Source organism: Bradyrhizobium sp. WSM1417 (genome assembly GCF_000515415.1).
In the GTDB taxonomy this organism is placed as follows: domain Bacteria; phylum Pseudomonadota; class Alphaproteobacteria; order Rhizobiales; family Xanthobacteraceae; genus Bradyrhizobium.
The window spans coordinates 4,250,700-4,275,046 of record NZ_KI911783.1 but is presented as its reverse complement, the minus strand read 5'-3'; the positions used below and the strand labels follow the sequence as shown (position 1 = coordinate 4,275,046).

The window sequence follows — 24,347 nt, the reverse complement described above, 5'->3', positions numbered from 1 at the left end:
AAAACCTGTTTCAAACAAAGAAAGAAAATCGTCGCACCAAACGCGAGGATCATTGGAGGGAAACATGCGTCGTGGGCTGGTCATGCTCGCGCCTGCCTTGGTGGCGGGCCTTTCTTTTGTGTCTACAAGCTATGCATTCGCCGAAGACATCAAGCTGCCGGCGACATTGACGTTCACCGCCTATGACACCGGCACCGCCGGCTTCAACATCGCGGTCGGCGTCGGCAAGATGATGAAGGACAAATACTCAACCGACGTGCGCGTGCTCCCCGCAGGCAACGACGTCGCGCGTCTGGCGCCGCTGCGCGCCAAGCGTGCGGTCTCCGCGGCGATGGGATCGGGGACCTATTTCGCTCAGGAAGGCGTGTTCGAATTCGGCTCCAGGGAATGGGGTCCGCAACCGCTCCAGATCCTGCTCTCATCCGTCGACTGCAATTGCGGCACGCTCGGCGTAGCTGCGGATACAGGCGTGAAGGAGCTGAAGGATCTCAAGGGCAAGCGCATCGGATTCGTCGTCGGCTCGCCGGCGCTGAACCAGAACTCGCTCGCGGTGCTCGCCTTCGCCGGCCTGACGCAGAAGGACGTCAAGATCGTCGAGTTCGCAAGCTACGGCGCGATGTGGAAGGGCCTGATCAACAACGACACCGACGCGGCCTTCGGCACCACCATCACCGGCCCCGCCAAGGAAGCCGAGACCTCGCCGCGCGGCCTGGTCTGGCCGCCGCTGCCCGCCAAGGACAAGGAAGGCTGGGCGCGGATGCAGAAGGTCGGCTCGTTCTTTTTCCCGCAGACCGCGACCTGCGGCGCCGGCATCTCGCCGGACAAGCCGATCGAGCTCGGCAACTATCCCTACCCGATTTTCGTCGCCTACGCCTCGCAAGCCCCCGACCAGGTCTATGCGATCACCAAGGCGATGATCGTGAACTACGATTCCTACAAGGACTCCGCGCCCGGCGCCGGCGGGCTTGCGGCCGATCGCCAGACCAAGAACTGGGTGGTGCCGGTGCATCCCGGCGCGGTGAAGGCCCTGAAGGAAGCCGGGCAATGGAGCGACGCGCAGGACGCGCACAACAACAGACTGATCAAGCGGCAAGAGGTGCTTGGCGCCGCGTGGACCGACTACGGAAAGTCCAACCCGCCTGCGGATGACAAGGCGTTCCTCGACGGCTGGATGAAGGCGCGTGCCACAGCCCTTGCGAAGGCCGACATGCCGAACGGGTTCGAGGATTAATTCTCAGCGTTTATTGCCCACGCGCGGGGTCGATCATGTCGTCTGCTTCAGACTCCACCGCCGCGCAGGACGAGGCCAAGCGGATCGTGTTCGACGATCCGCATGGCGCCGCCGGCAACATGCAGGAAGCGGAGGTCACGCGCGTCCGAAGCTTGCCCGGCGCGTGGCGCTGGATGCTCGTCGTCGCGACCGCCGCGACCATCCTGCTCTGCATCAACCAGCAATTCTCGCTGCGCTTCTTCGTCGGCTACACCCAGCTCAACACGGAGTACTTCTATCTCCTGATCGCGCTGATGCTGCCGTTCACGTTCCTGATCTTCCCGGGAACCGCGCGCGCGCCGCTCGACCGCATTCCCTGGTATGACCTTCTCTGCTTCGTCGTGACTTTTGCCGCAGCGCTTGTGTTGATGTCGAACGTGCGCAGGGCCGCGGAGGCCGGCTGGGAATTCGGCGGCGCGCCGAACAGCGTGACAGCCGCGGGTCTCGTGATGTGGGTGATGCTGATGGAGGCGCTGCGCCGGACCGGCGGCTGGAGCCTGCTACTGAGCGTGCTCCCCTTCACCGTCTATCCGCTGTTCGCGGAATCCAGTTGGTTAGGTCCGTTCCGCGGCACGCAGTCGACGCTGGAGCAGGCGACCGCCTATCACGTGCTGTCGGGCGAGAGCCTGCTCGGCATTCCCATCCAGGCGTTTGCCGACACCGTGATCGGATTCCTGGTGTTCGGCACCGCGCTGATGATGACCGGCGCCGGAAAGTTCTTCATCAATCTCGCTTTCGCGCTGTGCGGTACCTTCCGCGGCGGAGCGGCAAAGGTCTGCATCTTCGCCAGCGGCCTGCTCGGCATGATGTCGGGCTCGATCATCTCCAACGTGCTCACCGCCGGCACCATGACCATTCCGGTGATGAAGAAGAGCGGCTTTAGGGCCTCCTATGCCGGCGCGATCGAGGCCTGTGCCTCGACCGGCGCGGTGCTGGCGCCGCCGGTGATGGGCGCGACCGCCTTCGTGATCGCGCAATTCCTCAATGTCAGCTACGCCGATGTCGCGCTCGCGGCGATCATTCCGGCGGTGCTCTACTACATCGGCCTGTTCATGCAGGTCGATTCCTACGCCGCGCGACACGGGCTGAAGGGCATTCCGCGCGCGGAGCTGCCGCGGGTCATGGATACGATCAAGGACGGCTGGTACTACGTCTTCGTGATCGCGCTGCTGATCGTGATGCTGCTCTACTTCAAGCGCGAGAGCCATGCGCCGTTCTACGCCACCGCCCTGCTTCTGGTCCTCAACCAGCTGTTCTCGAAGGACACGCGCTGGACTGTCGCGACGATCGGCAAATTCCTCGAGGTCAACGGGCGCACCTTCGTCGAGCTCGTCGGCATCCTCGCCGGCTGCGGCCTGCTGATCGGCGCCTTCTCGATGACCGGCGTGGTGTCGAGCCTCGCCAACGACTTGCTGCGCATCGCCGGTGACAATCCGTTCCTCCTGCTCGGCATGTGCGCCCTGACCAGCCTGATCCTCGGGCTCGGGCTGACCACGACGGCCTGCTACATCTTCCTCGCCATCCTGGTCGCGCCGGCGCTGGAGAAGCTCGGGCTGAACAGGATGGCCGTGCACATGTTCATCTTCTACTGGGGCATGCTGTCGTCAATCACCCCGCCGGTCGCGATCGCCTCGTTCGCGGCCGCAGGCATTGCCGGCTCGCCGGCGATGAAGACGGGCTGGGAATCGATGTGGGTCGGTAGCATCATCTATTTCATCCCGTTCTTCTTCGTGCTCAATCCCGCGCTGGTGCTGCAGGGGCCGAGCCCCTATCTCGCGGGTCTCGGGCTGATGGCGCTCGCGGCGTTCGGCACGCTGTTCATCTGCGGCGGCATCCAGGGTTACCAGCCCTTCGTCGGCGATCTCCGCGGCGCCGGCGCGCTGGAATGGCCGATCCGCGTGCTGCTGGTGCTCGGCGGGTTCGTGGTGGCCACCCCAGGCGGCGGCATCATGCCGCTGTCGCAGATGCAGGTGACGGCGCTCGGCCTCGCCATCCTCGTCCCCACGGTTTTGCTCGCCCTGCTGCTGGTCCGGCGGCAGACCCTGGTGCCGGACGGGTTGCGCGTGCCCTGATTGCGTTGCACAAAGAGAGGCGATGAAACCGCTTTCGCCTCTCGCCACCGCCTGGACCCGCTCGAAGCCGCCTTTGCTGCGGTTTCTTGACAATTGCCTCAACGAATTCTCGGCGGAGACCTCGGGCGCGGTCGCCGACTACATTCCCGAGCTAAGCAAGGCCGATCCTGCCTGTTTTGGCATCAGCCTCGCGACCCTGGACGGTCATGTCTACGAGGTCGGCGACTCCAGGGTGCCCTTCACCATCCAGTCGATGTCAAAGCCGTTCGTGTTCGCACTGGCGCTGGACCTGCTCGGCGCAAACAGGGTGGAGAGCGCGATCGGCGTCGAGCCCTCCGGCGATCCTTTCAACTCGATCCGGCTCAATTCGGAGAACCATCCATTCAACCCGATGGTCAATGCCGGCGCGATCGCCTGCACCGGGCTGATCCACGACAGCAAGGGTCCGGACGCTTTCGAGCACATTCGCCTCGCGCTCAGTCGTTTTGCCGGCCGCGACCTCGCCGTCGACGAGTCCGTCTACGTTTCCGAAAGCCAGACCGGCGACCGCAACCGCGCCATCGGCTATCTCCTCAAGACCAATGCGGTGATCTCGGACGATGTCGCCGCAGTGCTCGACGTCTATTTCCGGCAATGCGCGGTGCTGGTCACCGCGCGCGACATCGCGGTGATGGCGGCAACGCTCGCCAACCGCGGCGTCAACCCCGTCACCGGCGAGCAGGTGCTGACCCCCTACGCGATCTCGCGCACACTCTCGGTGATGACGTCGTCCGGCATGTACGACTATGCCGGCGAATGGATCTACCGGATCGGCATCCCCGCCAAGAGCGGCGTCGGCGGCGGAATTCTCGCCGCCCTCCCCGCTCGCCTCGGGCTCGGCAGCTATTCGCCAAGACTCGACAAGCACGGCAACAGCGTGCGCGGCATCAAGGTCTGCGAGGCGCTGTCCTCGCATTACGATCTGCATATGCTCAACCGCAGCGACGACGCACGCAACGCCGTCATCGCCGATTACGACATCGGCAAGAGCCCGTCGCGGCGCGTGCGCCGCCCGCAGGAACGCGATATTCTCGCAGCCCACGAGCAGGAGGTGAGGATCATCGAGCTGGTCGGCACGCTGTCGCTGTCGGCGGTCGACTATGTCTCGCGCCGGCTTGCGGGGCGGCCGCGGCCGCAATTCGTGGTCTTCGATCTCCACCGCGTCACCTCCACCACACGCGCCGGAGCGCGGTTGGTGGCCGAAGCGTTCGAGGAACTCGCGGTGCTGAATGTGACCGTCGTGCTGTCAGGCGTCAGGCGTGCCTCCAAGGAATGGGACAGCCTGCGGGAATGGACCGCCGAGCTGAAGAACGTCCGCGACTTCTATTTGCTCGACACCGCGATCGAATGGGCCGAAGACCAGATCATCTATCGGTACGGAGGCTCGATCGATTTCCACGAGACCACCGAGCTTGCCGAGCAGCCGCTGCTGGCCGGCATGAGCGAGGAAGAGCTGACCGACCTCGCCTCGATCTGCACGATCCGGACCTATCAGTCTGGCGCGAAAATCCTCACCACGGGCGCCGCAGCCGATTCCCTTTTCTTCCTGCGCAGCGGCGCGGTGCATGTCACCCTGCCCGACGGCGTACGGCTCGCAACACTCACCGCCGGCATGGCGTTCGGCGAGATGGCGTTGATCGAGACCACTCGCTCCGCCGACGTGTTCGCGGATATGGCGGCGACCGCGTTCGAGGCGCCTCTGAAAGCGTTCGAACGCTTCCGCAAGCAGCACCCGCACGCCAGCGAACGCATCATGCGCAATCTTGCGCAGCTTCTCGCCGATCGCCTGATCGTCGCCAACGCCAGGGTGGATATCCTGACGTCGACCTGAGCGGCCTAGCGGCTCGCCGCCTCGCTGATCCGCCGCTTGATCTTGGCGGCACTGGTCTTGAGCAGCTCGGATGGCTGCTGGCCGGTCGCCACGCACAGGCATGCCCAGTAATAGATGACATCACCTAGCTCTTCGACGAGGCCCGCCTGGTCGAGCCAGTCATCGCGGAGCAGCTTCTTGATGTGGTCGGCGACTTCGCCGGATTCGCCGGCGAGGCCGAGCCCGAGATAGGACAGCCGTTCGTTGGACGGACGCTCATCGACTTTCGCAATCGTTGCAGCCCAGGCGGCATATTCATCGATCGTCATGAGCGTCCCTCACAGCAATTGCTCGATCAGCCTACCACCTCGGTGACCGGCTGAAGGTCGATCTCAAAGGTCTCCAGAAATTTCGACGTCATGATGTAGAAGCCAACCGAGAGCTGCAGCTCGACGAGCGCGGCCGGCGTCAGTTTCGATGAGATCGCCTTGAAGGTCGCATCCGTCGGCTTGTTCAGCTTCACAATCTCGTCGGTGAAGGCGAGTGCGGCGCGTTGCGTCTCGTCGAAACAGCTCGCGGCCTGCCAGTTCTCGAGCGCTTCGTTCTGCTCGTCGGTGACGCCGACATTCTTGCCGATGCGCTTGTGCGCGACGATCTCGTACGGCGCCTCGCACAAAATGCCGGTGCGGGTGATCGCGAGTTCGCGCACGATCGGATCGAGCTCGCCCTTGTGACGGATGGCGCCGCCGAGCCGGCAGTACTGCTCGAAGTAGCTCGGCGAATGCGACATCATCCGGAAGATGTTGGCATTGCGGTTCTTGTCGAGGATCTCGCGGGTGCGGTCGGATGCCTTGGACGGGTCGCTGTAGTTGATACGGGCCATGATTTTCCTGAAGTTTTTCCCTAGGCCTTTGATGCTTTTTGTCGTTAGCGGCGAAAGTTCCACGAAACTGTATTCTTGCGCGTCCGCAGGAGCAACAACATCGAGTCAAAATGCCGCCGCATTGCTGAACGACCTTGGTACAGTCGATATTCGCCGCGTGGGGACTTGATCGCGGCGGATACTCGCAAGGGGTGTTCCGAGTAAAAACAATTGGCCGTTGGGCGCTAACCGCGCATCGATGAGTCACGCCCAAGTCTAGGGAGAAAACGGCATGAAGGAAGCCACCAAGGGGGCGGCCTCGGAAGCGTTCGCGCATATGCTGGCGGTGATGGCGATGCTCGTCATCGCCAGCATCCTGTTCTACGGGCGTTAGTTAAGGCGCGTAGGAGCTTTCGTCATTCCGGGGTGGCCCTCGCACAGGCCAGGCCCAGAATTCCCGTTCCAGGCTCGGTCTCTCAGGACCGCCCCCGAATGACGGATCCCACCGCTTGCGTTGCTGCAGTAGCGCAGATGGAGAGCAGCGCAATCGGGGCTACATCCAATTTCACTATCCGTCTTTGGCGAAGAACGGCACCAGCTTGCCGGCGAACCGTTTGAAGCTCGCGCTGACCTCATCGCCGATGACGAGATCATTCTCACCATGCGCCATCATGCGAAAACCCTCGGCGCAATCGACCAGCAGGATGTTGTAGGGCACGTGCGCGCGCGTCTCGGGCGTGGCGGCGCGGCAGACCAGCGACGTCGCGTAGACCCTGCCCTTGCCGCTGGCGCGCTGCGCGCGCGGATCGGACGCGCCGCAGGCAGCGCAGAAGGCGCGGTGGAAATACTGCACATGACCGCATGAGGTGCAGGTCTGAAAGATGACGACCTGCTCACCTTGGGTCCAGTCGGCTAGACGCTCGCTCATCGCACCCGCTCCAGGAACATGCTGACGTGAGACGACAGCACGCCGCCGTCGCCGTGCAGCAGCGCGATCGAGGCGTCGCGCACCTGACGATTCGCGGCCCGTCCCATCATCTGCAGATGGGCCTCGACCAGATGCGCCATGGCGCCGCCGACGCCGCAATGGCCGTAGCTAAGCAGGCCGCCATGGGTGTTCAGCGGCATCGCGCCGTCGCGGCTGAAATGGCCGGCGCGCACGCGCGCGGCTGCCTCGCCGCGGCCAGCGAGACCGAGGTCTTCCAGCAGCATTGCAAGGGTGATCGTAAAGCTGTCGTAGATCGCGGCGTAGCGCACGTCGGAAATCGCGAGGCCGGTGGCCTCCCTGGCGCGGGCGACGGAGATTTCGGCGCCGAGTTCACTTAGGGCGGGTGCTGCAGTGACGTGCTGATGGGTATGGGCCTGGGCACAGCCGCGAATGCGCACGCCGTCCACTCCGGTCCGCTCGCGGCTGATGACGAAGGCGGCGCCGCCGTCGGACACCGGGCAGCAATCGAGCAGCTTCAGCGGCATCGCCACCGGCTTGGAGGCCATGACGTCGCCAACAGTGATGGGATCGCGGAATTGGGCGCCGGGATGGGTGCAGGCGTGGGCGCGCATGAGCACCGCGAATTCGGCGAGGTCTTCTTCCGTCACGCCGTATTCGTGCATGTATCTGTTGGCGACGAGGCCGTAATAGGCGGGAATGGTCGGGCCGAGCGGCATCTCGTAGTCGGGATGACCGACCTGCGCCAGCGCCTGGATCGAGGCATCGCGGCTCTGCCCGGTGAGGCGGTTCTCGCCGGCGACGACGAGCACATTGCGGGCGACGCGTGCTTCGACGAGATGATGGGCGAGCATGGTCATCGCGAGCCCGGTGGCGCCGCCGACCTGGACGGCGTGGGCGTAAGCGGGCCGGATGCCAAAATGCTCGGCGAAGACGGTCGCCAGCATGATGTGCGGCGAGACGGTGGAATAGCCGCAGAGGATGCCGTCGATCTCGGCGCGCTCGAGCCCGGCGTCGTCGAGCGCGGACTGCGCGGCCTTGCTCATCAGGTCGAGCGAGGACGAGCCTTCGTGCCTGCCGAAAGGCGTGAGGCCGACGCCGGTGATGAAGCTCACGGGCGCACCTGCGCATCGTCATTCCGGGGCGGCGAACGGGTGACGCCATCGCGGACCATGGCGTCGATCTCGTCGGCGGCATAGCCGACCTCACGCAGGATTTCCGCGCCGTGCTCGTTGAGCTGCGGCGCGAGCCGCACCGGTTCGGCTTCGGTCTCGGACCAGGTCGCCGTCACCCTCATGCTCCGGATCGGCCCTTCGGTTGGATGGTTCACCACTGGGAAAAAGTTGGTCGCCTCCAGATGCTCATCGTGCAGCATCGAGGCGAGGTCGTGCATCGGCATCACAGGCACGTCGGCCTTGGTGAGCAGGTCGATCCATTCCGTTGTGGAACGCGTCTCGAAGATGCGCGCGAGCTCGGCATAGACGACGTCGATATTGGCGGCGCGGCCGGCGAAGCTCGCGAATTTCGCGTCGGCACGCAGATCGTCGCGTCCGGTCGCCTTGAAGAAGTTGTCCCACTGCTTGTCGTTGTAGACGATGACGCTGAGATAGCCGTCTGACGTCTTGTAGGGCCGGCGGTCGCGCGAGAGGTGGCGGGCATAACCGCCCTTGTCGAGCGGGGGCTCGTAGGTGAGCCCGCCCATGTGGTCGCCCATGACGAAGCCGGCCATGGTCTCGAACATCGGGATGTCGACGCGTTGGCCACGTCCGGTGCGGTCGCGGTGCACGAGGCTGGCGCAGATCGCGCCGACGGCGGTCAAACCTACGATGCGATCGACCAGTGCGTTCGGCACATAGCGCGGCACGCCGTCACCGGTCTGCGCCATCAGGGCCGGGAGCGCGGTGGCGCCCTGGATCAGATCGTCATAAGCGGGCTTTGCAGCATACGGCCCGTCCTGGCCGAAGCCGAACACGCCGGCATAGACCAGACGCGGATTGATCTTGGCAACAACGTCATAGCCCAGCTGAAGCCGTGCCATCGCCTGCGGGCGGACGTTGTAGACGAGAACGTCGGCGTCTTTCAGCAAGCGCAGCACGGCCTCGCGGCCGGCGGGCTTCTTCAGGTCGAGGCAGATCGAGCGCTTGCTGCGGTTGGTGTTGAGGAACACCGGGCCCATGCCGGCGTGCCGCATCGGACCGATCAGGCGGGTGACGTCGCCGTCCAGAGATTCCACCTTGATGACGTCTGCGCCGTAGTCGCCGAGCATCTGGGTCGCATAGGGACCCATCAGCACGGTGGTCATGTCGACGACCTTGATGCCCTTCAGCGGTCCCATCGTTCGCTCCCGATTGCGCGGGCTCAGATGAGCCCTGCGATTTCGGTCCAGCTAACGGCAGCGGCGTCGCGTGCGCAAGGGCGGCCGGCGTATGGCCGCATGCGCCGGCGGCGAAGGGCCGCTATTTCTTCTGACGGGATTCACGAATCTTGAGGAGACGGTCGAGCTCCTCGTTCTGCTGGTTGATGCGGTCCGCGATCCGCGACTCGTTCTGCTCACCCGAGGCGGCCGCGGCCTGCTCGATGAGCTGGCGGATATTGTCCTCGAGAATCGCGATGCGATCGTTGAGTGCGTCCATCGACAGCGAATCTTCGTAGTCATTGCTCATGATGCATCCCCTGCAAATCGATCATGAGCTTTAAGGGCCCCCGGCGGGCCCACCATGATCTAGCGCAAGATAAGAAGTGGGCACGGCGCTTCGCGCCTTGCCCACCGTGCAGCCTTACTTCAGCGGCTCCAGCACGGAGACGTAGTTGGCAACCGCCGCACCGCCCATGTTGAAGATGCCGCCGAGTTTTGCATTCTTGAGCTGCATGCCCTCGGGCGCTTGGCCGGCGAGCTGCATCGCGGTCATCACGTGCATGGAGACGCCGGTGGCGCCGATCGGATGGCCCTTGGCCTTCAGGCCGCCGGACGGATTGACCGGCAGCTTGCCATCCTTGAGCGTCCAGCCTTCCTTGATGGCGCGGGCGCCCTGCCCCCTCGGCGTCAGGCCCATCGCTTCGTACTCGATCAGCTCGGCGACTGTGAAGCAGTCATGGGTCTCGACGAAGGAGAGATCGGCAAGTGTAACGCCCGCCTTCTCCAGCGCGCGCTGCCAGGCGACCGTACAGCCCTCGAACTGGAGGATGTCGCGCTTGGACATCGGCAGGAAATCCTGGGCGTGCGCGGTGGCGCGGAAGCCGATCGACTTGCTCATGCCCTTGGCGGTTTCCGCATCGGCCAGCACCAGGGCAGCGGCACCGTCCGAGACCAGCGAGCAGTCGGTACGCTTCAGGGGGCCGGCAACGTAGGGGTTCTTCTCGCTCTCGGCGCGGCAGAACTCGAAGCCAAAGTCCTTGCGCATCTGGGCGAAGGGATTGGCGACGCCGTTCTTGTGGTTCTTGGCCGCGATCAGCGCCAGTGCATCGGACTGGTCGCCGTATTTCTGGAAATAGGAGCTGGCGATCTTGCCGAACACGCCGGCGAAGCCGCCGACGGTGTCGCCGTCCTCAGGCAGATAGGACGCTTTGAGCAGGTTCTTGCCGATTTCCGGCCCTGGCGTGCGCGTCATCTGTTCTACGCCGACGACGAGGACAATCCTGGCCGCGCCGGCCGCGATCGCGCGCACGCCCTGATGGACGGCGGCGGAGCCGGTGGCGCAGGCGTTCTCGACCCGGGTCGCCGGCTTGAAGCGCAGCTTCGGGTCGGCCTGGAGCACCAGCGAGGCGGTAAAATCCTGGGGCGAGAAGCCGGCGTTGAAATGGCCGAGCACGATCTCGTCGACATCGCCGGCCGAAATGCCGGCATCCGCCAGCGCCTCATTGGCGACCTTCACCACAAGGCTTTCCACGGTCTCGGTGTCGAACTTGCCGAACGGCGTATGCGCCCATCCGACGATGCTGGCGGTCATGGTCTTTCTCCCTGGCGGTCTCTTGCTGACCTAAGTCTTAGCCCAGGGATGGCAAGACTTCACGTAGGTTTAAGGGCCTGGAGGGTACGCTGGCAGATGGCAGTTATGCCGGCCCAGTTCCCGGCCCTGATCTCCGCCGTCGGGCACAGCCAGGAACCGCCGACCGCGACCACATTGGGCTCCGCGAGCCAGGTTGCCGCATTGGCCTCGCCGACGCCGCCGGTCGGGCAGAACCGCACGTTCGGGAACGGCCCACCCAACGAGCGCAGGCCCTTGATGCCGCCGGCCTGCTCGGCCGGGAAAAATTTTGCGACGTCGAAGCCGTAGGACAGCGCCATCATCAGCTCGGACGCGGTGGCGATACCCGGCGCAAACGGCAAGGAACTATGGGTGGCGGCCTTCAACAGGTCCGGGGTCAAGCCCGGACTGATGCCGAAGGCGACGCCGAGCTTCTCGACACGGGTGAAGTCGGCCGGATTGAGAATCGTGCCGATGCCGACCACCGCTTCGGGCACCTCGGCCATCATCGCCCTCGCCGCCTCGATCGCAACAGGGGTCCGCATGGTCACCTCCAGCGTGCGGACGCCGCCGGCCACCAGCGCACGCGCCAGCGGCACCGCATCCTGGATACGCTCGATGGTGAGGACGGGAATGACCGTCGCGGCCTTGAACAGCGCGACAAGGTGGTTCTGTTGGGCAGTCGTGGTCATCTTGGCTTTCGTTTCACTTGGTCGCTTGACGCGTCGTCGCCGGCCGGTGCCGTTTCTTCGGCGGCATGGCATACCCCGGAATGATGGCGCCGGAATAGCAGATCACGAGGCTGGCGAGGCGGTGCCCGGCCTGGGCGGCCTCGACCGGGTCGGAACCGGCGAGCCGCGCCGCGATATAGGCCGCCGCAAAGCTGTCGCCGGCCGCGGTGGTGTCGACCACGGGCTTGGTCATGGGCTCGGCGCGGACCTCGTAGGGCCCCCCGGGAAAACGCAGCAGGCTGACCGGCTCGGCGAGCCGGAACACCAGCTCAGGGCTCGGGATGCGCGCCATCAACTGCTCGCGGCTTTCGCCGGGATAGAGAGCGAGCAGATCCTCGGTCGAGGTCAGCACGATGTCGGCGGCCGCGAAGGCCGCTGAAAACACCTCGCGCGCGACGTCGCGATCCGGCCATCCGCGCGCACGGAAATTGGTGTCGAACACGAAGCGGGTGCCGAGCAGGCGCGCGCGCTTGATCGCCGCGAACAGGCGCTCGCGCCCGGCCGCGTCGTAGATCGAGAGCGTGATCGCGGAGAGATAAACGATGTCGTAGCTCATCAGGGAGTTGAGGAGATCGTCCGTCTCAGGCAGATTCATCAGCTGGCGCGCCGCCGCACTGTCGCGCCAGTGGAAGAACTGGCGCTCGCCCTTCGCATCCAGCTGGATCATGTAGAGGCCGGGCAGCTTGCCCGGCAGCCGTGCGACGCGCCTCGTGCCGACGCCCTCCGCAGTCCAGGCCGCGATCATCTCATCGCTCAGGGCATCGTCGCCAAGCGCGGTGAAATAATCGACCTTGACCTCGAGCCGCGCGAGGTACACGGCCGTGTTGAGAGTGTCGCCGCCGAATCCACGCGAGTAGAGGCCGCCACCCTGCCCGCTGGAATGTCCGGCGGATTGTCCACCCTGGGCCTGCCGGAGCTCGACCATGCATTCGCCGATGCAAGCAACGCTCGCCATCACTTTACCCGCTCAGTCAGAGATCACGCGACGAAATTGCCGCCGAGCTCGTCTTCGATGTGAATGCGGATGATGTCGTCGAAAGTCTTCTCGGCGGTGGTGAAGCCGAGCTCGAGCGACCGCTTTGCATTGAAGTTGCGCGGCCAGCCGCCGACGATGCCGACGATGAAAGGATCGGGCTCCCGCTTGATGCGGGCGGCGACCTTGTCGCCGGCAACGCGTTTCAGCGCAGCGATCTGCTCGCCAACCGTCGCCGACAGGCCCGGCATGGTCAAATTACGGCGCGGCCCCACCGCGGCGAGGTCCATGGTGCCGGCATGCAGCAGGAAGCCGACGGCGGAGCGCGGCGTGGCATGCCAATGGCGGACGTCCTCGGACACGGGAAGGACCACTTCCTTGCCGGCCAGCGGCTCGCGCAGGATGTTGGAGAAGAAGCCCGATGCCGCCTTGTTGGGCAGGCCGGGCCGAATGCAGATGGTCGGCAGGCGGATGCCGATGCCGTCGAGGAAGCCGCGGCGGGAATAGTCGGCCAGCAGCAATTCGCCGATCGCCTTCTGCGTACCGTAGCTCAGAAGCGGCGTGTGGAAGAATTCGTCGCCGATCGCATCAGGGAACGGCGCGCCGAACACGGCGATCGAGGACGTGAACACCACGCGCGGCTTGTAGCCGCCGCCGGCGAGCCTGACGGCATCGAGCAGCATCCGCGTGCCGTCGAGATTGATGCGGTAGCCCTTGTCGAAATCGAGCTCGGCTTCGCCCGAGACGATCGCGGCGAGATGAAAGATCACGTCCGGACGGCCGGCGATCAGCTTTTCGGCCGCACCCGGCACGGCGAAATCGCTCGACACGGTCTCGACGGCAAAACCGGCCTTTTCCGGCGCCTTCGGCTCGACCACGTCATGCATGGTCAGCTTGGTGATGTCGCTCTTGCCGAGCCGGCCGTCGCGCAACAGCCGTTCACACAATTTGCGGCCAACCATGCCGGCGGCGCCAAGAACCAGAATGTGCAAGAGCCTACTCCTTTTTATTGGCCGGAACGCGCCGATTTCGGCGATTCGTCCTGGCGCGCTCTCAAGGCAGGCCCCGCGATCATTCCTTCACGGCGCCGGTCATCGCCGACACATAGTACTCCACGAAGAAGGAATAAAGGATAACTACGGGAACCGAGCCGGTCAGAGCCGCCGCCATCAGCGCACCCCAATGGTAGACGTCGCCATTGACGAGCTCGGTGATCGCGCCGACGGGGATCGTCTTGTTCTCGGACGAGGAGATGAAGGTCAGCGCGTAGATGAACTCGTTCCAGGACAAGGTGAAGGCGAAGATGCCCGCCGAGATCACGCCCGGCAGCGAAAGCGGCAGCGTGATCTTCATCAGAATCTGCAGCCGCGTCGCCCCGTCGATCAGCGCACACTCCTCCAGCTCATAGGGGATGGTGCGGAAATAGCCCATCAGCAGCCAGGTGCAGAACGGGATCAGGAAGGTCGGATAGGTCAGGATCAGCGCCAGATTGCCGTCGAACAGGCCGAGCTGAAACACGATCGCCGCCAGCGGGATGAACAGGATCGAGGGCGGCACGAGATAGCCGAGGAAGATCGCAAGGCCGACATAGCGCGAGCCCTTGTAGCGCAAGCGCTCGATCGCGTAGGCGGCGCAGACGCTGGCGAACAGGGAGATGAAGGTCGACGACACCGAGACGATCACGGTGTTCCACATCCAGAGCGGATAGTCGGTGTCGAAGAACAGCTTCTTGATGTGCTCCAGCGTCGGGTGCACGATCCAGAACGGATTGTACTTTTCGTAGTCGTACATTTCCGCGTCCGGCTTGAACGTCGCGACCGCCATCCAGTAGAACGGGAATAGCAGGAAGAAGATGATCAGGCCGAGCGGAAGGTAGACCCGAAAAAACTTCCGCGGGAAGCTCTCGAGGTAGTCCATTCCGACGCTTTGGTCGTCTGCAGTGGTCATGTCAGTCCCTCCCGCCCTGCTGCCACCGGGAACGCTGAAGCCCAAAGAAGCTGAGCAGGATCGCCGCGACCAGGAACGGAATCATGGCGTTCGAGATCGCCGCGCCCTCGCCCAGATTGCCGCCGGTGATGGCGCGCTGGAACGACAGCGTCGCCATCAGATGGGTGGAGTTGATCGGCCCACCCCGCGTGATGGTGTAGATGAGCTGGAAGTCGGTGAAGGTCATCAGCACCGAGAACGTCATCACGACCGCGATGATCGGCGACAGCATCGGCAGCGTGATGTGGCGGAAGCGCTGCAGATTGGTGGCGCCGTCGAGATTGGCGGCCTCATAGAGCGAGGGCGAGATGGTCTGTAATCCCGCCAGCAGCGTGATCGCCACGAAGGGCACGCCGCGCCAGATATTGGCGGCGACGACCGACCAGCGCGCATTCCAGGGATCGCCAAGGAAATCGATATAGCGTGTGATCAGGCCGGCCTTGATCAACACCCAGGAGATGATCGAGAACTGGCTGTCATAGATCCACCAGAACGCAATCGCAGAGAGCACCGTGGGCACGACGAAGGGCAACAGGACGATGGCGCGGACCATCGACTTCATCGGTAGCCGTTCGTTGAGCAGCAGCGCCAAATAGAGGCCGATGGCGAATTTCACCGCGCTGGCGGCGACCGTGTAGAAGATGGTGTTGAACACCGACAGCCAGAACACCGAGTCCTTCGACAGCGAGACGAAATTCTGGAAGCCGATGTAGCGCCCGGCGCCACCGATCTTGGTGTCGGTCATGCCGAGCCAGAAGCCCAGCGCCAGCGGGTAAGCCAGAAACAGGATGAGGATGGCGATCGCCGGCACCATGAACATCGCGCCGAGGAAATTCCGGCTCTCGAATGCTCTGGTCCACAAGCTGCTGCGCTTGACCTGCGCGACAGTGGACTCGGCCATAACTGCCATGTCGGATTCCCCTCGACGAAAAGTTGCGGCGTCCAGCGAACCGGACGCCGCGTAGATTGGCGCTGATCAGACCTGGTAGTAGCGCTTGGCGCGCTCGGCCGCGCGTGCGGCTGCCGCCTTCGGCGTCACGGAGCCTGACGCGGCTTCCGCGAACATGTCGACGACGACGAAGTCGCCCATGACAGCGGCGGAGGCATAGCCGAGATCGCCGGCATAGCCGTTGTCGCGGCAGCGCTTCAGGCAGTCGCGATACGGCGTGATCTTCGGATCCGACGTCCACACCGGGTTGTCGTTGTAGGCCGGAAGCGGCGGCGACACGTAGCCGTTGGAGGAGACCTCCCAGGCGTCGTAGTTCGCCTTGTCCATCATGAACTTGATGTATTCCTTGACCGCCTTCGGATACTTCGAGTGCTTGTAGCCGTAATAGACGAGCACGTTCTGCTGCTCGGTCGACACGCCCACGGGACCGATCGGCATCGGCGCGTGGTTCATGTCCTTGGCGATTTCCTGCTGCTTCGGATCGGTCGAGTTCTTTCCGACCGTCCAGATCGAGATGCCGTTCAGCGTCAGGCTGAGCTCGCCGTTGAGGAACGCCTTGTTATTGTTCGAGTCATTCCACGACAGCACGCCGGGGATGAAGGTCTCGTAGAGCTGCTTGACGTATTCGAGCGCGGCGATCGTCTCCGGCGAGTCGATCACGACCTCGTTCTTGTCGTTGACGACCTTGCCGCCGAAGGCCCACAGCGCCCACTGGCACCAGCCGTTGGCGTCGCCCGTGGCGTGGCCGAGCGCGAAGCCGGCCGGCGTGTTGTTCTTCTTCAGCGCCTGGCAGAGCTTGAGGAAGCCGGCAGTGTCCTTGGGGAATTCATCGAAGCCGGCGGCCTTCACGTGGCTGACGCGGTAGTTCAGGCAGCCGCCGGTCGCGCCCTGCGGAATGGCGATCCAGCTGTTGCCCTTCTTGCCGTAGCGTTCAGCAACCGGATACCAGCCGCCATACTGCGCGCCGAGATAGTCGGCGACGTCAGTCATGTCGATCAGCTTTTCCGGGAACTTGTGGGGATCATCGAGCGTGCCGATGATCAGGTCGGGACCGGCGCCGACATTGGCGGCGACCGCGGCTTTCGGGCGGATGTCCTCCCAACTCTCGGCCTCGAGCTTGATCTTGACGCCGGTCTTCTCGGAGAACGCCTTGGTCTGCTCGGCGAATTTGTCGAACTCGGCCTGAATGAACTGCTTCCAGCGCAAGACGCGGATGGAAGCGTTCGGCTCGGGCGTGTTGGTCCACTCCGCCGCGCGCACCGGCACGATGCCCGGGCCGGCCAGCAGCGCCGCGCCGCCCAGACCGACTTTAAGCACACTTCGCCTGTCGAAATCGCTCATCGTTCTCTCCCTAAATTTTATATTTGTATTGGGTCGTCTCGTATTGGGCAGTTCTGCTTGGGCAGTTCTTCGGCGTCGCTACACGCGTTTGCCCGTCGCCTCGTCGAACAGATGAATCACGGAGGGATCGGGCTTCAGCTTAACCTTGTCACCCGGGTTGAACTGGTGACGTTCGCGGAAGACTGCGACGACCTGCTCACCGCCGAGCTTCGCAAATACCTGGGTTTCCGAGCCGGTCGGTTCGACCACCACGATCTCGGCATCGGCGCCGTCGTCCGCGATGGTGAAATGCTCGGGACGCACGCCGTAAACGACAGGACGGCCGTCGGACGCCGCCGGCGCGTTCCTGAGCGGCAGCTTGACGCCATTCGGCCCCTCGAAGGTCGCAACGCCGTTGACGCGCACATGACCCTTCAGGAAGTTCATGGACGGCGAGCCGATAAAGCCGGCGACGAACTGGTTCTCGGGCTTGTCGTAGAGCTCGAGCGGCGTACCCATCTGCTCGACGATGCCGTCATGCATGACGACGATCTTGTCGGCCATGGTCATGGCCTCGATCTGATCGTGGGTGACGTAGACGGTCGTGGTCTTCAGCCGCTGGTGCAATTCCTTGATCTCGGTGCGCATCGCGACGCGCAGCTTGGCGTCGAGGTTCGATAAGGGCTCGTCGAACAGGAACACCTGCGGATCGCGCACGATGGCGCGGCCCATGGCGACGCGCTGGCGCTGACCGCCGGAGAGCTGGCGCGGATACCGTTCGAGCAGCGGCGACAGGGCCAGGATTTCGGCGGCGCGCTTGACGCGCTTGTTGATCTCTTCGGTGCTCTCGCCCCGCAGCTTCATCGAGAACCCCATGTTCTCGCCGACCGTCATATGCGGATAGAGCGCGTAATTCTGGAACACCATCGCAATGTCCCGCTCCTTGGGCTGGACATTGTTGACGACGCGGTCGCCAATCGAAATCGTGCCTGAGGTGATGTTCTCGAGACCGGCGAGCATGCGCAGAAGCGTCGACTTGCCGCAGCCGGAGGGGCCAACCAGGACGACGAACTGGCCGTCCTCGATCGGAATCGAAACGCCGTGCAGTACTTCAAAATTGCCGAACGATTTCCGCACGTCGCGGATTTGCACAGACGACATCTAGCTCCCTCCTCGAAAGTCCACGACGCCTCTCGCGCCGCGACCGTCTTGTTTTTTCAGACTTCACCGAACGAAGCCCAACCTTGGCGGGCGACATTGTCGGCAGTTTGTGCGGTTTTGGCAATTTGTCTTTGGTTAGTCCGTGCTGGTAGCGCTGTCAACGTTCCTTTGTTTGCGACAGTGAGTGTGTTATGAGCAGCAAATGGGTCGAAACCGCACCAAGTCAGGCAAAATCCGGCTGGCGGAAGTCGCCGAGCTTGCCGGCGTCAGCCCGATCACGGCGTCCCGCTTCTTCCGCAATCCCGAGGCGCTGTCGGTCGCCAAGCGGACCCGGGTCGAGAGCGCGGCCAGGGAGCTCGGCTATGTGCCGAACCTGGCGGCACGCGCGTTGGCCTCGCAACGCACCGAGGTGATCGGTGTCTTGATTCCGTCACTAACCAATAATGTGTTCTCCGACGTGCTGCGCGGCATCTACGACGCCTCCGAAAACAGCCATTACTCGATCCAGCTGTCCAACACACGCTACAGTATCCTCCAGGAGGAGAAGCTGCTGCGCCTGTTTCTTGCGCAGAAGCCCGCCGGGCTGATTGTCACCGGCATCGACCAGACCACGGAATCGCGCGCGATGCTCGATGCCGCCGACTGCCCAATCGTGCAAATCATGGAGATCGGGCCCAATCCGATCGACATGATGATCGGCTTTTCGCACTATGAAGCAGCCCGTGCCGCAGTTGCGCATCTGTTTGCACAAGGTCACCGCAAGATTGGCTTCGTCGGCGCGCGGATGGATCCGCGGGTGCAGCGGCGGCTCGACGGGTACGTCTCGGCCATGAAGGACGCAGGGCTGTTCGAGCAACGCCTCGTCGTGACGACGGCGACACCGACCTCGGTGACGCTCGGCGGCGCCCTGTTCACCGATCTCCTGGCGCGGGAGCCCGGCATGGACGCGGTGTTCTGCGCCAATGACGACCTCGCGCTGGGTGTGCTGTTCGAATGCAAGCGCCGCGAGATCGCGGTCCCCGAACAGATCGCGATTGTCGGCTTCAACGATCTCGAATTCATGGCCTCCGCCGTCCCGACTCTCACGAGCGTGCGCACCAACCGCTACGAGATGGGTAACACGGCCGCCAGCATGCTGATCGATGCGATCGACGGACGGCGCCCGGAGCATCCGGTGCTCGATCTCGGCTTCAAGGTGATCGAGCGGCAAAGCTCGTTGGCCCGGCGGTCGGACAACTGGCCAGCCACTTCAGGCACGGGCGCTGCGAACAAAATGGTAGCGTTACCAAGCGGCCATGATTAGTATCGGATTTGTGAGGAAACGACCCGCCAGCGGGCAGGCAAATCGTCGCTCGCGCCGTTGGGCATCGCACAAGCCGATACCCTAAAACGGACGCCAGTGCGTTTGCATTGCAGGAGAAACCAATGACAAAAAAACCAACCAATGGGCATGCCCCCGCCGGCAACGGCGCTCGCCGCCACCTCCGCTCGCAGGAATGGTTCAACAATCCGCATAATCCGGGCATGACCGCGCTCTATATGGAGCGCTATTTGAACTACGGTCTCACCCGCGCCGAGCTCCAGTCCGGCAAGCCGATCATCGGCATCGCGCAGACCGGCAACGACCTCTCCCCCTGCAACCGCCACCATATCGAGCTTGCCCATCGCGTCCGCGAAGGCATCCGCGAGGCCGGCGGCATTGCGATGGAATTCCCGACCCATCCGATCCAAGAGACCGGCAAGCGCCCGACCGCGGCGCTCGACCGCAACCTCGCTTATCTCGGCCTCGTCGAAATCCTCTATGGCTATCCGCTCGACGGCGTAGTGCTGACCACCGGCTGCGACAAGACCACGCCTGCCTGCATGATGGCGGCGGCGACCGTCAACCTGCCCGCGATCGTGCTGTCGGGCGGGCCGATGCTGAACGGCTGGCACAATGGCGAGCGCACCGGCTCCGGCACCATCGTCTGGAAATCGCGCGAGCGGCTCGCCGCCGGCGAGATCGACTATGAAGAGTTCATGGAGATCGTGGCGTCATCGGCGCCCTCGGTCGGCCATTGCAACACCATGGGCACCGCCTCGACCATGAACGGGCTTGCGGAAGCGCTCGGCTTCTCGCTGCCGGGCTGCGCGGCGATCCCCGCCCCCTATCGCGAGCGCGGCCAGATCGCCTACGAGACAGGAAAACGCATCGTCGACATGGTCTGGGAAGACCTCAAGCCTTCGGACATCCTGACCCGCGAGGCGTTCGAGAACTGCATCGTGATCAATTCGGCGATCGGCGGCTCGACCAACGCGCCGATCCACATCAACGCGCTGGCGCGCCACATCGGCGTCGAGCTCTCGATCGACGATTGGCAGAAGGTCGGCCACGACGTGCCGCTCCTGGTCAACATGCAGCCGGCCGGCTTCTATCTCGGCGAGGAATTCCACCGCGCCGGCGGCGTGCCGGCCGTGGTGCGCGAATTGATGAAGCACAACCGGATCCACGAGAACGCTGTCACGGTCAACGGCCGCGGCATCGGCGAGAACTGCGCCAATGCGCCAAAGCCTGACAACGACGTGATCTGGTCTTACGACAAGCCGCTGGTGAAGGACGCCGGGTTCCTGGTGCTGCGCGGCAATCTGTTCGATTCCGCGATCATGAAGACCAGCGTGATCTCCAAGGAATTTCGCGACCGCTATCTCAGCAATCCGACCGATCTCAATGCCTTCGAGGGCCGCGCCGTCGTGTTCGAGGGGCCTGAGGACTATCACGAGCGGATCGACGATCCCTCGCTCGAGATCGACGAGCGCTGCGTGCTGTTCATCCGCGGCACCGGCCCGATCGGCTATCCCGGCGGCGCCGAGGTCGTGAACATGCAGCCGCCTGCGGCGCTGATCAAACGTGGCATCATGTCCCTGCCCTGCATCGGCGACGGCCGGCAGTCGGGCACCTCGGGCTCGCCTTCGATCCTCAATGCTTCGCCGGAAGCCGCCGCCAATGGCGGGCTCGCGATCCTCAGGAACGGCGACAAGGTGCGCGTCGATCTGAACAAGGGCAGCGCCAACATTCTGATCTCCGACGACGAGGTGAAGAAGCGCCACGCCGAGCTCAAGGCCAATGGCGGCTTCAAGCATCCGCCGAACCAGACGCCGTGGCAGGAGCTTTATCGCAACACGGTCGGCCAGCACGCGACCGGCGCCTGCATGGAGCTCGCCACGCGCTACCAGAACGTCGCCGGCAGCTTTGGTGTGGCGCGGGATAATCACTGATAGCCACACCGTCATTGCGAGCGCAGCGAAGCAATCCAGAGCTATCTCCGCGGAGACAGTCTGGATTGCTTCGTCGCAAGTGCTTCTCGCAATGACGATCCAATAGAACTTTCAGGCAAGGGAGAAGAAAAAATGGCAGACCGCCTCAAGGGAAAGCGCGCCGTCATCACGGCTGCAGCGGCAGGCATCGGACGCGCATGCGCCGTCGCATTCGCGCGTGAAGGCGCGACCGTCGTCGCCACCGACATCAACGAGAGCGGCATCGCGAGCCTGGCCAAGGAAGGTATCGCCGAAACCGCGAAGCTCGACGTTCGCAACACCGCCGACGTCAACGCCTTCGCCAAGCGCGTCGGCAAGGTCGACATCCTGCTCAACGCGGCGGGCTTCGTGCATCACGGCACCATTCTCGAGTGTTCGGAAGAGGATTTTGATTTCTCGTTCGACCTCAACGTCAAGTCGATGCACCGGACCATCAGGGCCTTCCTGCCGGACATGCTCGCGGGCGGCGGCGGCAGTATCGTCAACATCTCCTCCTGCGCGGCGCTGCGGCCGCCGGCCAACCGCTACGTCTACAGCTCCTCGAAGGCCGCGGTGTCGCTGCTGACGCGCGCGGTCGCGCTCGACTTCATCACCAAGGGCATCCGCTGCAACAGCATCTGCCCCGGCACCGTCGAGACGCCTTCGATGCTCGACCGCGCCGCGGCGCAAGGGCCGCAGGGCAAGGAGATGTTCGTCTCCCGCCAGAAGATGGGCCGGCTCGGCACCGCCGACGAGATCGCGTCCATGGCGGTCTATCTCGGCAGTGACGAGAGCGCCTTCACCACCGGCGTCGACCTCGTCGTCGACGGCGGCTACATGCTCTGACGCCAAGGCATCCAGAAGGCATCCAGCATGAACAAGATCGATCTCAACGACCGTGTCGCCATCGTCACCGGCGGCGCGCAGGGCTTTGGCCGCGCCATCGTTCAGCGCTTCGTCGCCTCCGGCGCCAAGGTCGCGATCTGGGATTTTGATGCAGCCCTCGCCGAGAAGACGGCAAAGGAAATCGGCGATAACGCCCGCGTCTTCAAGGTCGACGTCACCGATACCGCGGCCGTCGAGCAGGCGCGCGACGCGACGCTTGCTGCCTTCGGCAACATCGACATCCTCGTCAACAATGCCGGAATCGCCGGGGTCAACAAGCCGGTCTGGGAGACCGATCTCGAGGAATGGCGGAAAGTTCTGCGCATCAACCTCGACGGCCCCTTCATCGTCTGCAAGGCGATCGTGCCCGCGATGCTCAAGCAAAAATACGGGCGCATCGTCAACATCGCCTCGATCGCCGGCAAGGAAGGCAATCCCAACGCCTCGCACTATTCGGCGTCCAAGGCCGGCCTGATCGCGCTGACGAAGTCGCTCGGCAAGGAACTGGCGGCACATGACATCCTCGTCAACGCGGTGACGCCCGCGGCTGCGAAGACCGCGATCTTCGACCAGATGACGCAGCAGCATATCGACTTCATGCTGTCGAAGATTCCAAAAGGCCGCTTCGTGCTGGTGGAAGAGCTCGCCGCGATGGCGGCCTGGCTCGCATCCGAGGATTGTGCCTTCTCCACCGGCGCGGTGTTTGATATTTCCGGGGGACGCGCAACCTATTGAGGACACCATGGTCAGAGAAGGCGGATGCCTGTGCGGCGCGGTGCGGTTCAAGGCGGAAGGTGAGCCGCTCAACGTTCGCGTCTGCCATTGCCGCATATGCCAGAAAGCGATGGGCTCGCCTTTTTTCGTCCGGGCGCAGTTCGATCAGCGCGCACTGACCATCGAGGGCGACACCGACCGCTATGCGTCGTCCGAGCACATCGACCGCGTGTTCTGCAAGCGGTGCGGCACGCGGCTGTTCGCCTGGCGGCGCAATGGCACACTGGCTGGCGTCGCGCTGGCGACCTTCGACGATCGCAACGCCTTTGCGCCGACCGAGCACATCTGGGTCTCGGAGAAGCTCGCCTGGCTGAAGCTCGACGACGGGCTGACACAATATCCGGGAACAATTCCGGCGTGACGTCAGGCTTGGCCTGACGCAGACGCGCTCGACGCCCGGGCACGCTTGCGCGTCGTCGTCGCGATCCAGATCCCGGCGAACACCGCGACGATGCCCGCCGCCAGATTCCAGCGCAACGGCTCGTTCAGCAACCAGGCGCCGACCAGCGACGCGGTGATCGGATTGACCGTCACCGAGATCGCAACACGCGTCGGCGTCGTCCGCTCCAGCGCGAAAGCCCAGAGATAGAAGGTCAGCGCCGCGCCGAAGGCGCCGAGATAGAATGCGGCCAGCCATTGCGGCGCGCCGAAGCCGGCGACAGGCGCAAAGCTGTCGCGGGCATATGAGAGCAGGATGAGGCAGGCCGCGCCCACCGCCATGCTCATGGCCGTGAAGGCAAGCGGGCTGGAGCGCCGGATCAGCGGCTTCGACCAGATGCCGTAGAGCGCCATGCACAGCGCCGCCGCCATCATCAGGAGATCGCCGCGCCAGGCGCCAGGCGGCGCCGAGGTCAGATCGGAGAGGAGCGCTACGGCAACGCCAGACGTCGCAATCATGACGCCCATCGATTTGCGCCAGGTCAGAGCCTCGGCGCCAAGCGCAGCCCCGATCACGAGCGACAACAGCGGCAGCGTCGACAAAGCGAGCGCGCCGCGCGCGGCGGTCGTGAAGATCAAGGATGCATTGAACAGAATTGGGAACAGAGCAAAGAACAGGAAGCCGAGCCCGACCGCGGCGGCCCAGTCCCCTCGCCCCGGCCAGCGGTCGCTGCGCAGCAGCGTCAGGGGCAACAGCAGGAGAAAGCCGATCCCGAACCGGAACGAGCCGATCGCCAGCGGATCGATCGCGCTGACGAGGTAGCGCGTGGCGCCGATCGAGGTGCCACCGAGTGCACTCGACAGGATGGCGGCGAATACGCCGAAAATCTCGCCCACGCTTCCCCCCTCCATGAGCTCCAGGGGCAGCATACGAGGGGCGCCGAAACAGGGAA

General features: G+C 64.1%; 23 protein-coding genes. 8 read left to right on the top strand and 15 right to left on the bottom strand.

Annotated features, from left to right (window positions below; all coding sequences use genetic code 11):
* The first annotated feature begins 64 nt into the window (after positions 1 to 64).
* Genes BRA1417_RS0120385 through glsA form a run of 3 tightly spaced genes read left to right on the top strand, consistent with a single transcriptional unit; the run spans position 65 to position 5,212 of the window.
* A complete protein-coding gene (locus tag BRA1417_RS0120385) occupies positions 65 to 1,231 on the top strand; it encodes a TAXI family TRAP transporter solute-binding subunit (protein ID WP_027517396.1) in 1,167 nt (388 codons plus the stop codon).
* 35 nt (positions 1,232 to 1,266) lie between these two features.
* The gene (locus BRA1417_RS0120380) at positions 1,267 to 3,342 is read left to right on the top strand and encodes a TRAP transporter permease (RefSeq protein WP_027517395.1); all 2,076 of its coding nucleotides are present in this window, start codon (positions 1,267 to 1,269) and stop codon (positions 3,340 to 3,342) included.
* 22 nt (positions 3,343 to 3,364) lie between these two features.
* Complete coding sequence (glsA, locus tag BRA1417_RS0120375; RefSeq protein WP_027517394.1) at positions 3,365 to 5,212, top strand: glutaminase A; 1,848 nt, start codon at positions 3,365 to 3,367, stop codon at positions 5,210 to 5,212.
* Between the two features lie 5 nt (positions 5,213 to 5,217).
* Here the strand turns inward: glsA and BRA1417_RS0120370 are convergent, their stop codons facing one another.
* From BRA1417_RS0120370 to BRA1417_RS0120300, 14 genes are all read right to left on the bottom strand, one after another.
* A complete protein-coding gene (locus BRA1417_RS0120370) occupies positions 5,218 to 5,520 on the bottom strand; it encodes a nucleoside triphosphate pyrophosphohydrolase family protein (protein WP_026233761.1) in 303 nt (100 codons plus the stop codon).
* Positions 5,521 to 5,546: 26 nt separating this feature from the next.
* Positions 5,547 to 6,074, bottom strand: coding sequence for a carboxymuconolactone decarboxylase family protein (locus BRA1417_RS0120365; protein WP_027517393.1), 528 nt, complete (start codon positions 6,072 to 6,074; stop codon positions 5,547 to 5,549).
* 547 nt (positions 6,075 to 6,621) lie between these two features.
* Positions 6,622 to 6,981, bottom strand: coding sequence for a Zn-ribbon domain-containing OB-fold protein (locus BRA1417_RS0120355; protein ID WP_027517392.1), 360 nt, complete (start codon positions 6,979 to 6,981; stop codon positions 6,622 to 6,624).
* Positions 6,978 to 8,114: a thiolase family protein gene (locus BRA1417_RS0120350; protein WP_027517391.1), complete on the bottom strand. Its 1,137-nt coding sequence runs from the start codon at positions 8,112 to 8,114 to the stop codon at positions 6,978 to 6,980. The genes BRA1417_RS0120355 and BRA1417_RS0120350 overlap by 4 nt, the downstream gene beginning before the upstream one ends.
* Positions 8,111 to 9,334, bottom strand: coding sequence for a CaiB/BaiF CoA-transferase family protein (locus BRA1417_RS0120345; RefSeq protein WP_027517390.1), 1,224 nt, complete (start codon positions 9,332 to 9,334; stop codon positions 8,111 to 8,113). The genes BRA1417_RS0120350 and BRA1417_RS0120345 overlap by 4 nt, the downstream gene beginning before the upstream one ends.
* Before the next feature lie 121 nt (positions 9,335 to 9,455).
* Positions 9,456 to 9,662, bottom strand: a complete 207-nt coding sequence (locus BRA1417_RS0120340) for a hypothetical protein (protein WP_027517389.1) — start codon at positions 9,660 to 9,662, stop codon at positions 9,456 to 9,458.
* A gap of 114 nt (positions 9,663 to 9,776) precedes the next feature.
* Positions 9,777 to 10,946 (bottom strand): acetyl-CoA acetyltransferase, encoded by a 1,170-nt coding sequence (locus BRA1417_RS0120335; RefSeq protein ID WP_027517388.1) that lies wholly within the window; start codon positions 10,944 to 10,946, stop codon positions 9,777 to 9,779.
* Between the two features lie 59 nt (positions 10,947 to 11,005).
* Complete coding sequence (gene eda / locus BRA1417_RS0120330) at positions 11,006 to 11,656, bottom strand: bifunctional 4-hydroxy-2-oxoglutarate aldolase/2-dehydro-3-deoxy-phosphogluconate aldolase (RefSeq protein WP_027517387.1); 651 nt, start codon at positions 11,654 to 11,656, stop codon at positions 11,006 to 11,008.
* Positions 11,657 to 11,669: 13 nt separating this feature from the next.
* Positions 11,670 to 12,650: a sugar kinase gene (locus BRA1417_RS0120325; protein WP_027517386.1), complete on the bottom strand. Its 981-nt coding sequence runs from the start codon at positions 12,648 to 12,650 to the stop codon at positions 11,670 to 11,672.
* Positions 12,651 to 12,673: 23 nt separating this feature from the next.
* Positions 12,674 to 13,660: a D-erythronate dehydrogenase gene (gene denD, locus BRA1417_RS0120320; protein ID WP_027517385.1), complete on the bottom strand. Its 987-nt coding sequence runs from the start codon at positions 13,658 to 13,660 to the stop codon at positions 12,674 to 12,676.
* A 79-nt stretch (positions 13,661 to 13,739) separates the two neighbouring features.
* Positions 13,740 to 14,615 carry a carbohydrate ABC transporter permease gene (locus tag BRA1417_RS0120315; RefSeq protein ID WP_007592322.1) on the bottom strand — a complete coding sequence of 292 codons (876 nt, stop codon included), beginning with the start codon at positions 14,613 to 14,615 and terminating at the stop codon, positions 13,740 to 13,742.
* A 1-nt stretch (position 14,616) separates the two neighbouring features.
* Entirely contained in the window at positions 14,617 to 15,564 is a 948-nt protein-coding gene (locus BRA1417_RS0120310) for a carbohydrate ABC transporter permease (RefSeq protein ID WP_027517384.1), read from the bottom strand.
* A 66-nt stretch (positions 15,565 to 15,630) separates the two neighbouring features.
* Entirely contained in the window at positions 15,631 to 16,944 is a 1,314-nt protein-coding gene (locus BRA1417_RS0120305) for an ABC transporter substrate-binding protein (RefSeq protein ID WP_027517383.1), read from the bottom strand.
* 78 nt (positions 16,945 to 17,022) lie between these two features.
* Positions 17,023 to 18,084, bottom strand: a complete 1,062-nt coding sequence (locus tag BRA1417_RS0120300; RefSeq protein WP_007592328.1) for an ABC transporter ATP-binding protein — start codon at positions 18,082 to 18,084, stop codon at positions 17,023 to 17,025.
* A 202-nt stretch (positions 18,085 to 18,286) separates the two neighbouring features.
* Between BRA1417_RS0120300 and BRA1417_RS0120295 the strand changes: the two genes are divergently transcribed.
* The 5 genes from BRA1417_RS0120295 (at position 18,287) to BRA1417_RS0120275 (ending at position 23,377) form a co-directional block, all read left to right on the top strand.
* The gene (locus BRA1417_RS0120295; protein WP_027517382.1) at positions 18,287 to 19,387 is read left to right on the top strand and encodes a LacI family DNA-binding transcriptional regulator; all 1,101 of its coding nucleotides are present in this window, start codon (positions 18,287 to 18,289) and stop codon (positions 19,385 to 19,387) included.
* 122 nt (positions 19,388 to 19,509) lie between these two features.
* Positions 19,510 to 21,339: an IlvD/Edd family dehydratase gene (locus BRA1417_RS0120290; RefSeq protein ID WP_027517381.1), complete on the top strand. Its 1,830-nt coding sequence runs from the start codon at positions 19,510 to 19,512 to the stop codon at positions 21,337 to 21,339.
* A 132-nt stretch (positions 21,340 to 21,471) separates the two neighbouring features.
* On the top strand, positions 21,472 to 22,203 hold the full coding sequence (locus BRA1417_RS0120285; protein WP_027517380.1) for an SDR family oxidoreductase: 732 nt from the start codon (positions 21,472 to 21,474) through the stop codon (positions 22,201 to 22,203).
* A gap of 27 nt (positions 22,204 to 22,230) precedes the next feature.
* Positions 22,231 to 22,977, top strand: a complete 747-nt coding sequence (locus BRA1417_RS0120280; RefSeq protein WP_027517379.1) for an SDR family NAD(P)-dependent oxidoreductase — start codon at positions 22,231 to 22,233, stop codon at positions 22,975 to 22,977.
* Positions 22,978 to 22,984: 7 nt separating this feature from the next.
* Positions 22,985 to 23,377, top strand: coding sequence for a GFA family protein (locus BRA1417_RS0120275; protein WP_027517378.1), 393 nt, complete (start codon positions 22,985 to 22,987; stop codon positions 23,375 to 23,377).
* A 2-nt stretch (positions 23,378 to 23,379) separates the two neighbouring features.
* On the opposite strand, the gene BRA1417_RS0120270 is transcribed toward BRA1417_RS0120275, so the two are convergent.
* The gene (locus tag BRA1417_RS0120270; RefSeq protein ID WP_035969432.1) at positions 23,380 to 24,291 is read right to left on the bottom strand and encodes a DMT family transporter; all 912 of its coding nucleotides are present in this window, start codon (positions 24,289 to 24,291) and stop codon (positions 23,380 to 23,382) included.
* Between the last annotated feature and the right edge of the window lie 56 nt (positions 24,292 to 24,347).

Coding starts and splice junctions, on each gene's coding strand:
- BRA1417_RS0120385 (WP_027517396.1), top strand. CDS start 65: ATGCGTCGTGGGCTGGTCATGCTCGCGCCTGCCTTGGTGGCGGGCCTT.
- BRA1417_RS0120380 (WP_027517395.1), top strand. CDS start 1,267: ATGTCGTCTGCTTCAGACTCCACCGCCGCGCAGGACGAGGCCAAGCGG.
- glsA (WP_027517394.1), top strand. CDS start 3,365: ATGAAACCGCTTTCGCCTCTCGCCACCGCCTGGACCCGCTCGAAGCCG.
- BRA1417_RS0120370 (WP_026233761.1), bottom strand. CDS start 5,520: ATGACGATCGATGAATATGCCGCCTGGGCTGCAACGATTGCGAAAGTC.
- BRA1417_RS0120365 (WP_027517393.1), bottom strand. CDS start 6,074: ATGGCCCGTATCAACTACAGCGACCCGTCCAAGGCATCCGACCGCACC.
- BRA1417_RS0120355 (WP_027517392.1), bottom strand. CDS start 6,981: ATGAGCGAGCGTCTAGCCGACTGGACCCAAGGTGAGCAGGTCGTCATC.
- BRA1417_RS0120345 (WP_027517390.1), bottom strand. CDS start 9,334: ATGGGACCGCTGAAGGGCATCAAGGTCGTCGACATGACCACCGTGCTG.
- BRA1417_RS0120340 (WP_027517389.1), bottom strand. CDS start 9,662: ATGAGCAATGACTACGAAGATTCGCTGTCGATGGACGCACTCAACGAT.
- BRA1417_RS0120335 (WP_027517388.1), bottom strand. CDS start 10,946: ATGACCGCCAGCATCGTCGGATGGGCGCATACGCCGTTCGGCAAGTTC.
- eda (WP_027517387.1), bottom strand. CDS start 11,656: ATGACCACGACTGCCCAACAGAACCACCTTGTCGCGCTGTTCAAGGCC.
- BRA1417_RS0120325 (WP_027517386.1), bottom strand. CDS start 12,650: ATGGCGAGCGTTGCTTGCATCGGCGAATGCATGGTCGAGCTCCGGCAG.
- BRA1417_RS0120315 (WP_007592322.1), bottom strand. CDS start 14,615: ATGACCACTGCAGACGACCAAAGCGTCGGAATGGACTACCTCGAGAGC.
- BRA1417_RS0120310 (WP_027517384.1), bottom strand. CDS start 15,564: ATGGCAGTTATGGCCGAGTCCACTGTCGCGCAGGTCAAGCGCAGCAGC.
- BRA1417_RS0120305 (WP_027517383.1), bottom strand. CDS start 16,944: ATGAGCGATTTCGACAGGCGAAGTGTGCTTAAAGTCGGTCTGGGCGGC.
- BRA1417_RS0120300 (WP_007592328.1), bottom strand. CDS start 18,084: ATGTCGTCTGTGCAAATCCGCGACGTGCGGAAATCGTTCGGCAATTTT.
- BRA1417_RS0120295 (WP_027517382.1), top strand. CDS start 18,287: ATGGGTCGAAACCGCACCAAGTCAGGCAAAATCCGGCTGGCGGAAGTC.
- BRA1417_RS0120290 (WP_027517381.1), top strand. CDS start 19,510: ATGACAAAAAAACCAACCAATGGGCATGCCCCCGCCGGCAACGGCGCT.
- BRA1417_RS0120285 (WP_027517380.1), top strand. CDS start 21,472: ATGGCAGACCGCCTCAAGGGAAAGCGCGCCGTCATCACGGCTGCAGCG.
- BRA1417_RS0120280 (WP_027517379.1), top strand. CDS start 22,231: ATGAACAAGATCGATCTCAACGACCGTGTCGCCATCGTCACCGGCGGC.
- BRA1417_RS0120275 (WP_027517378.1), top strand. CDS start 22,985: ATGGTCAGAGAAGGCGGATGCCTGTGCGGCGCGGTGCGGTTCAAGGCG.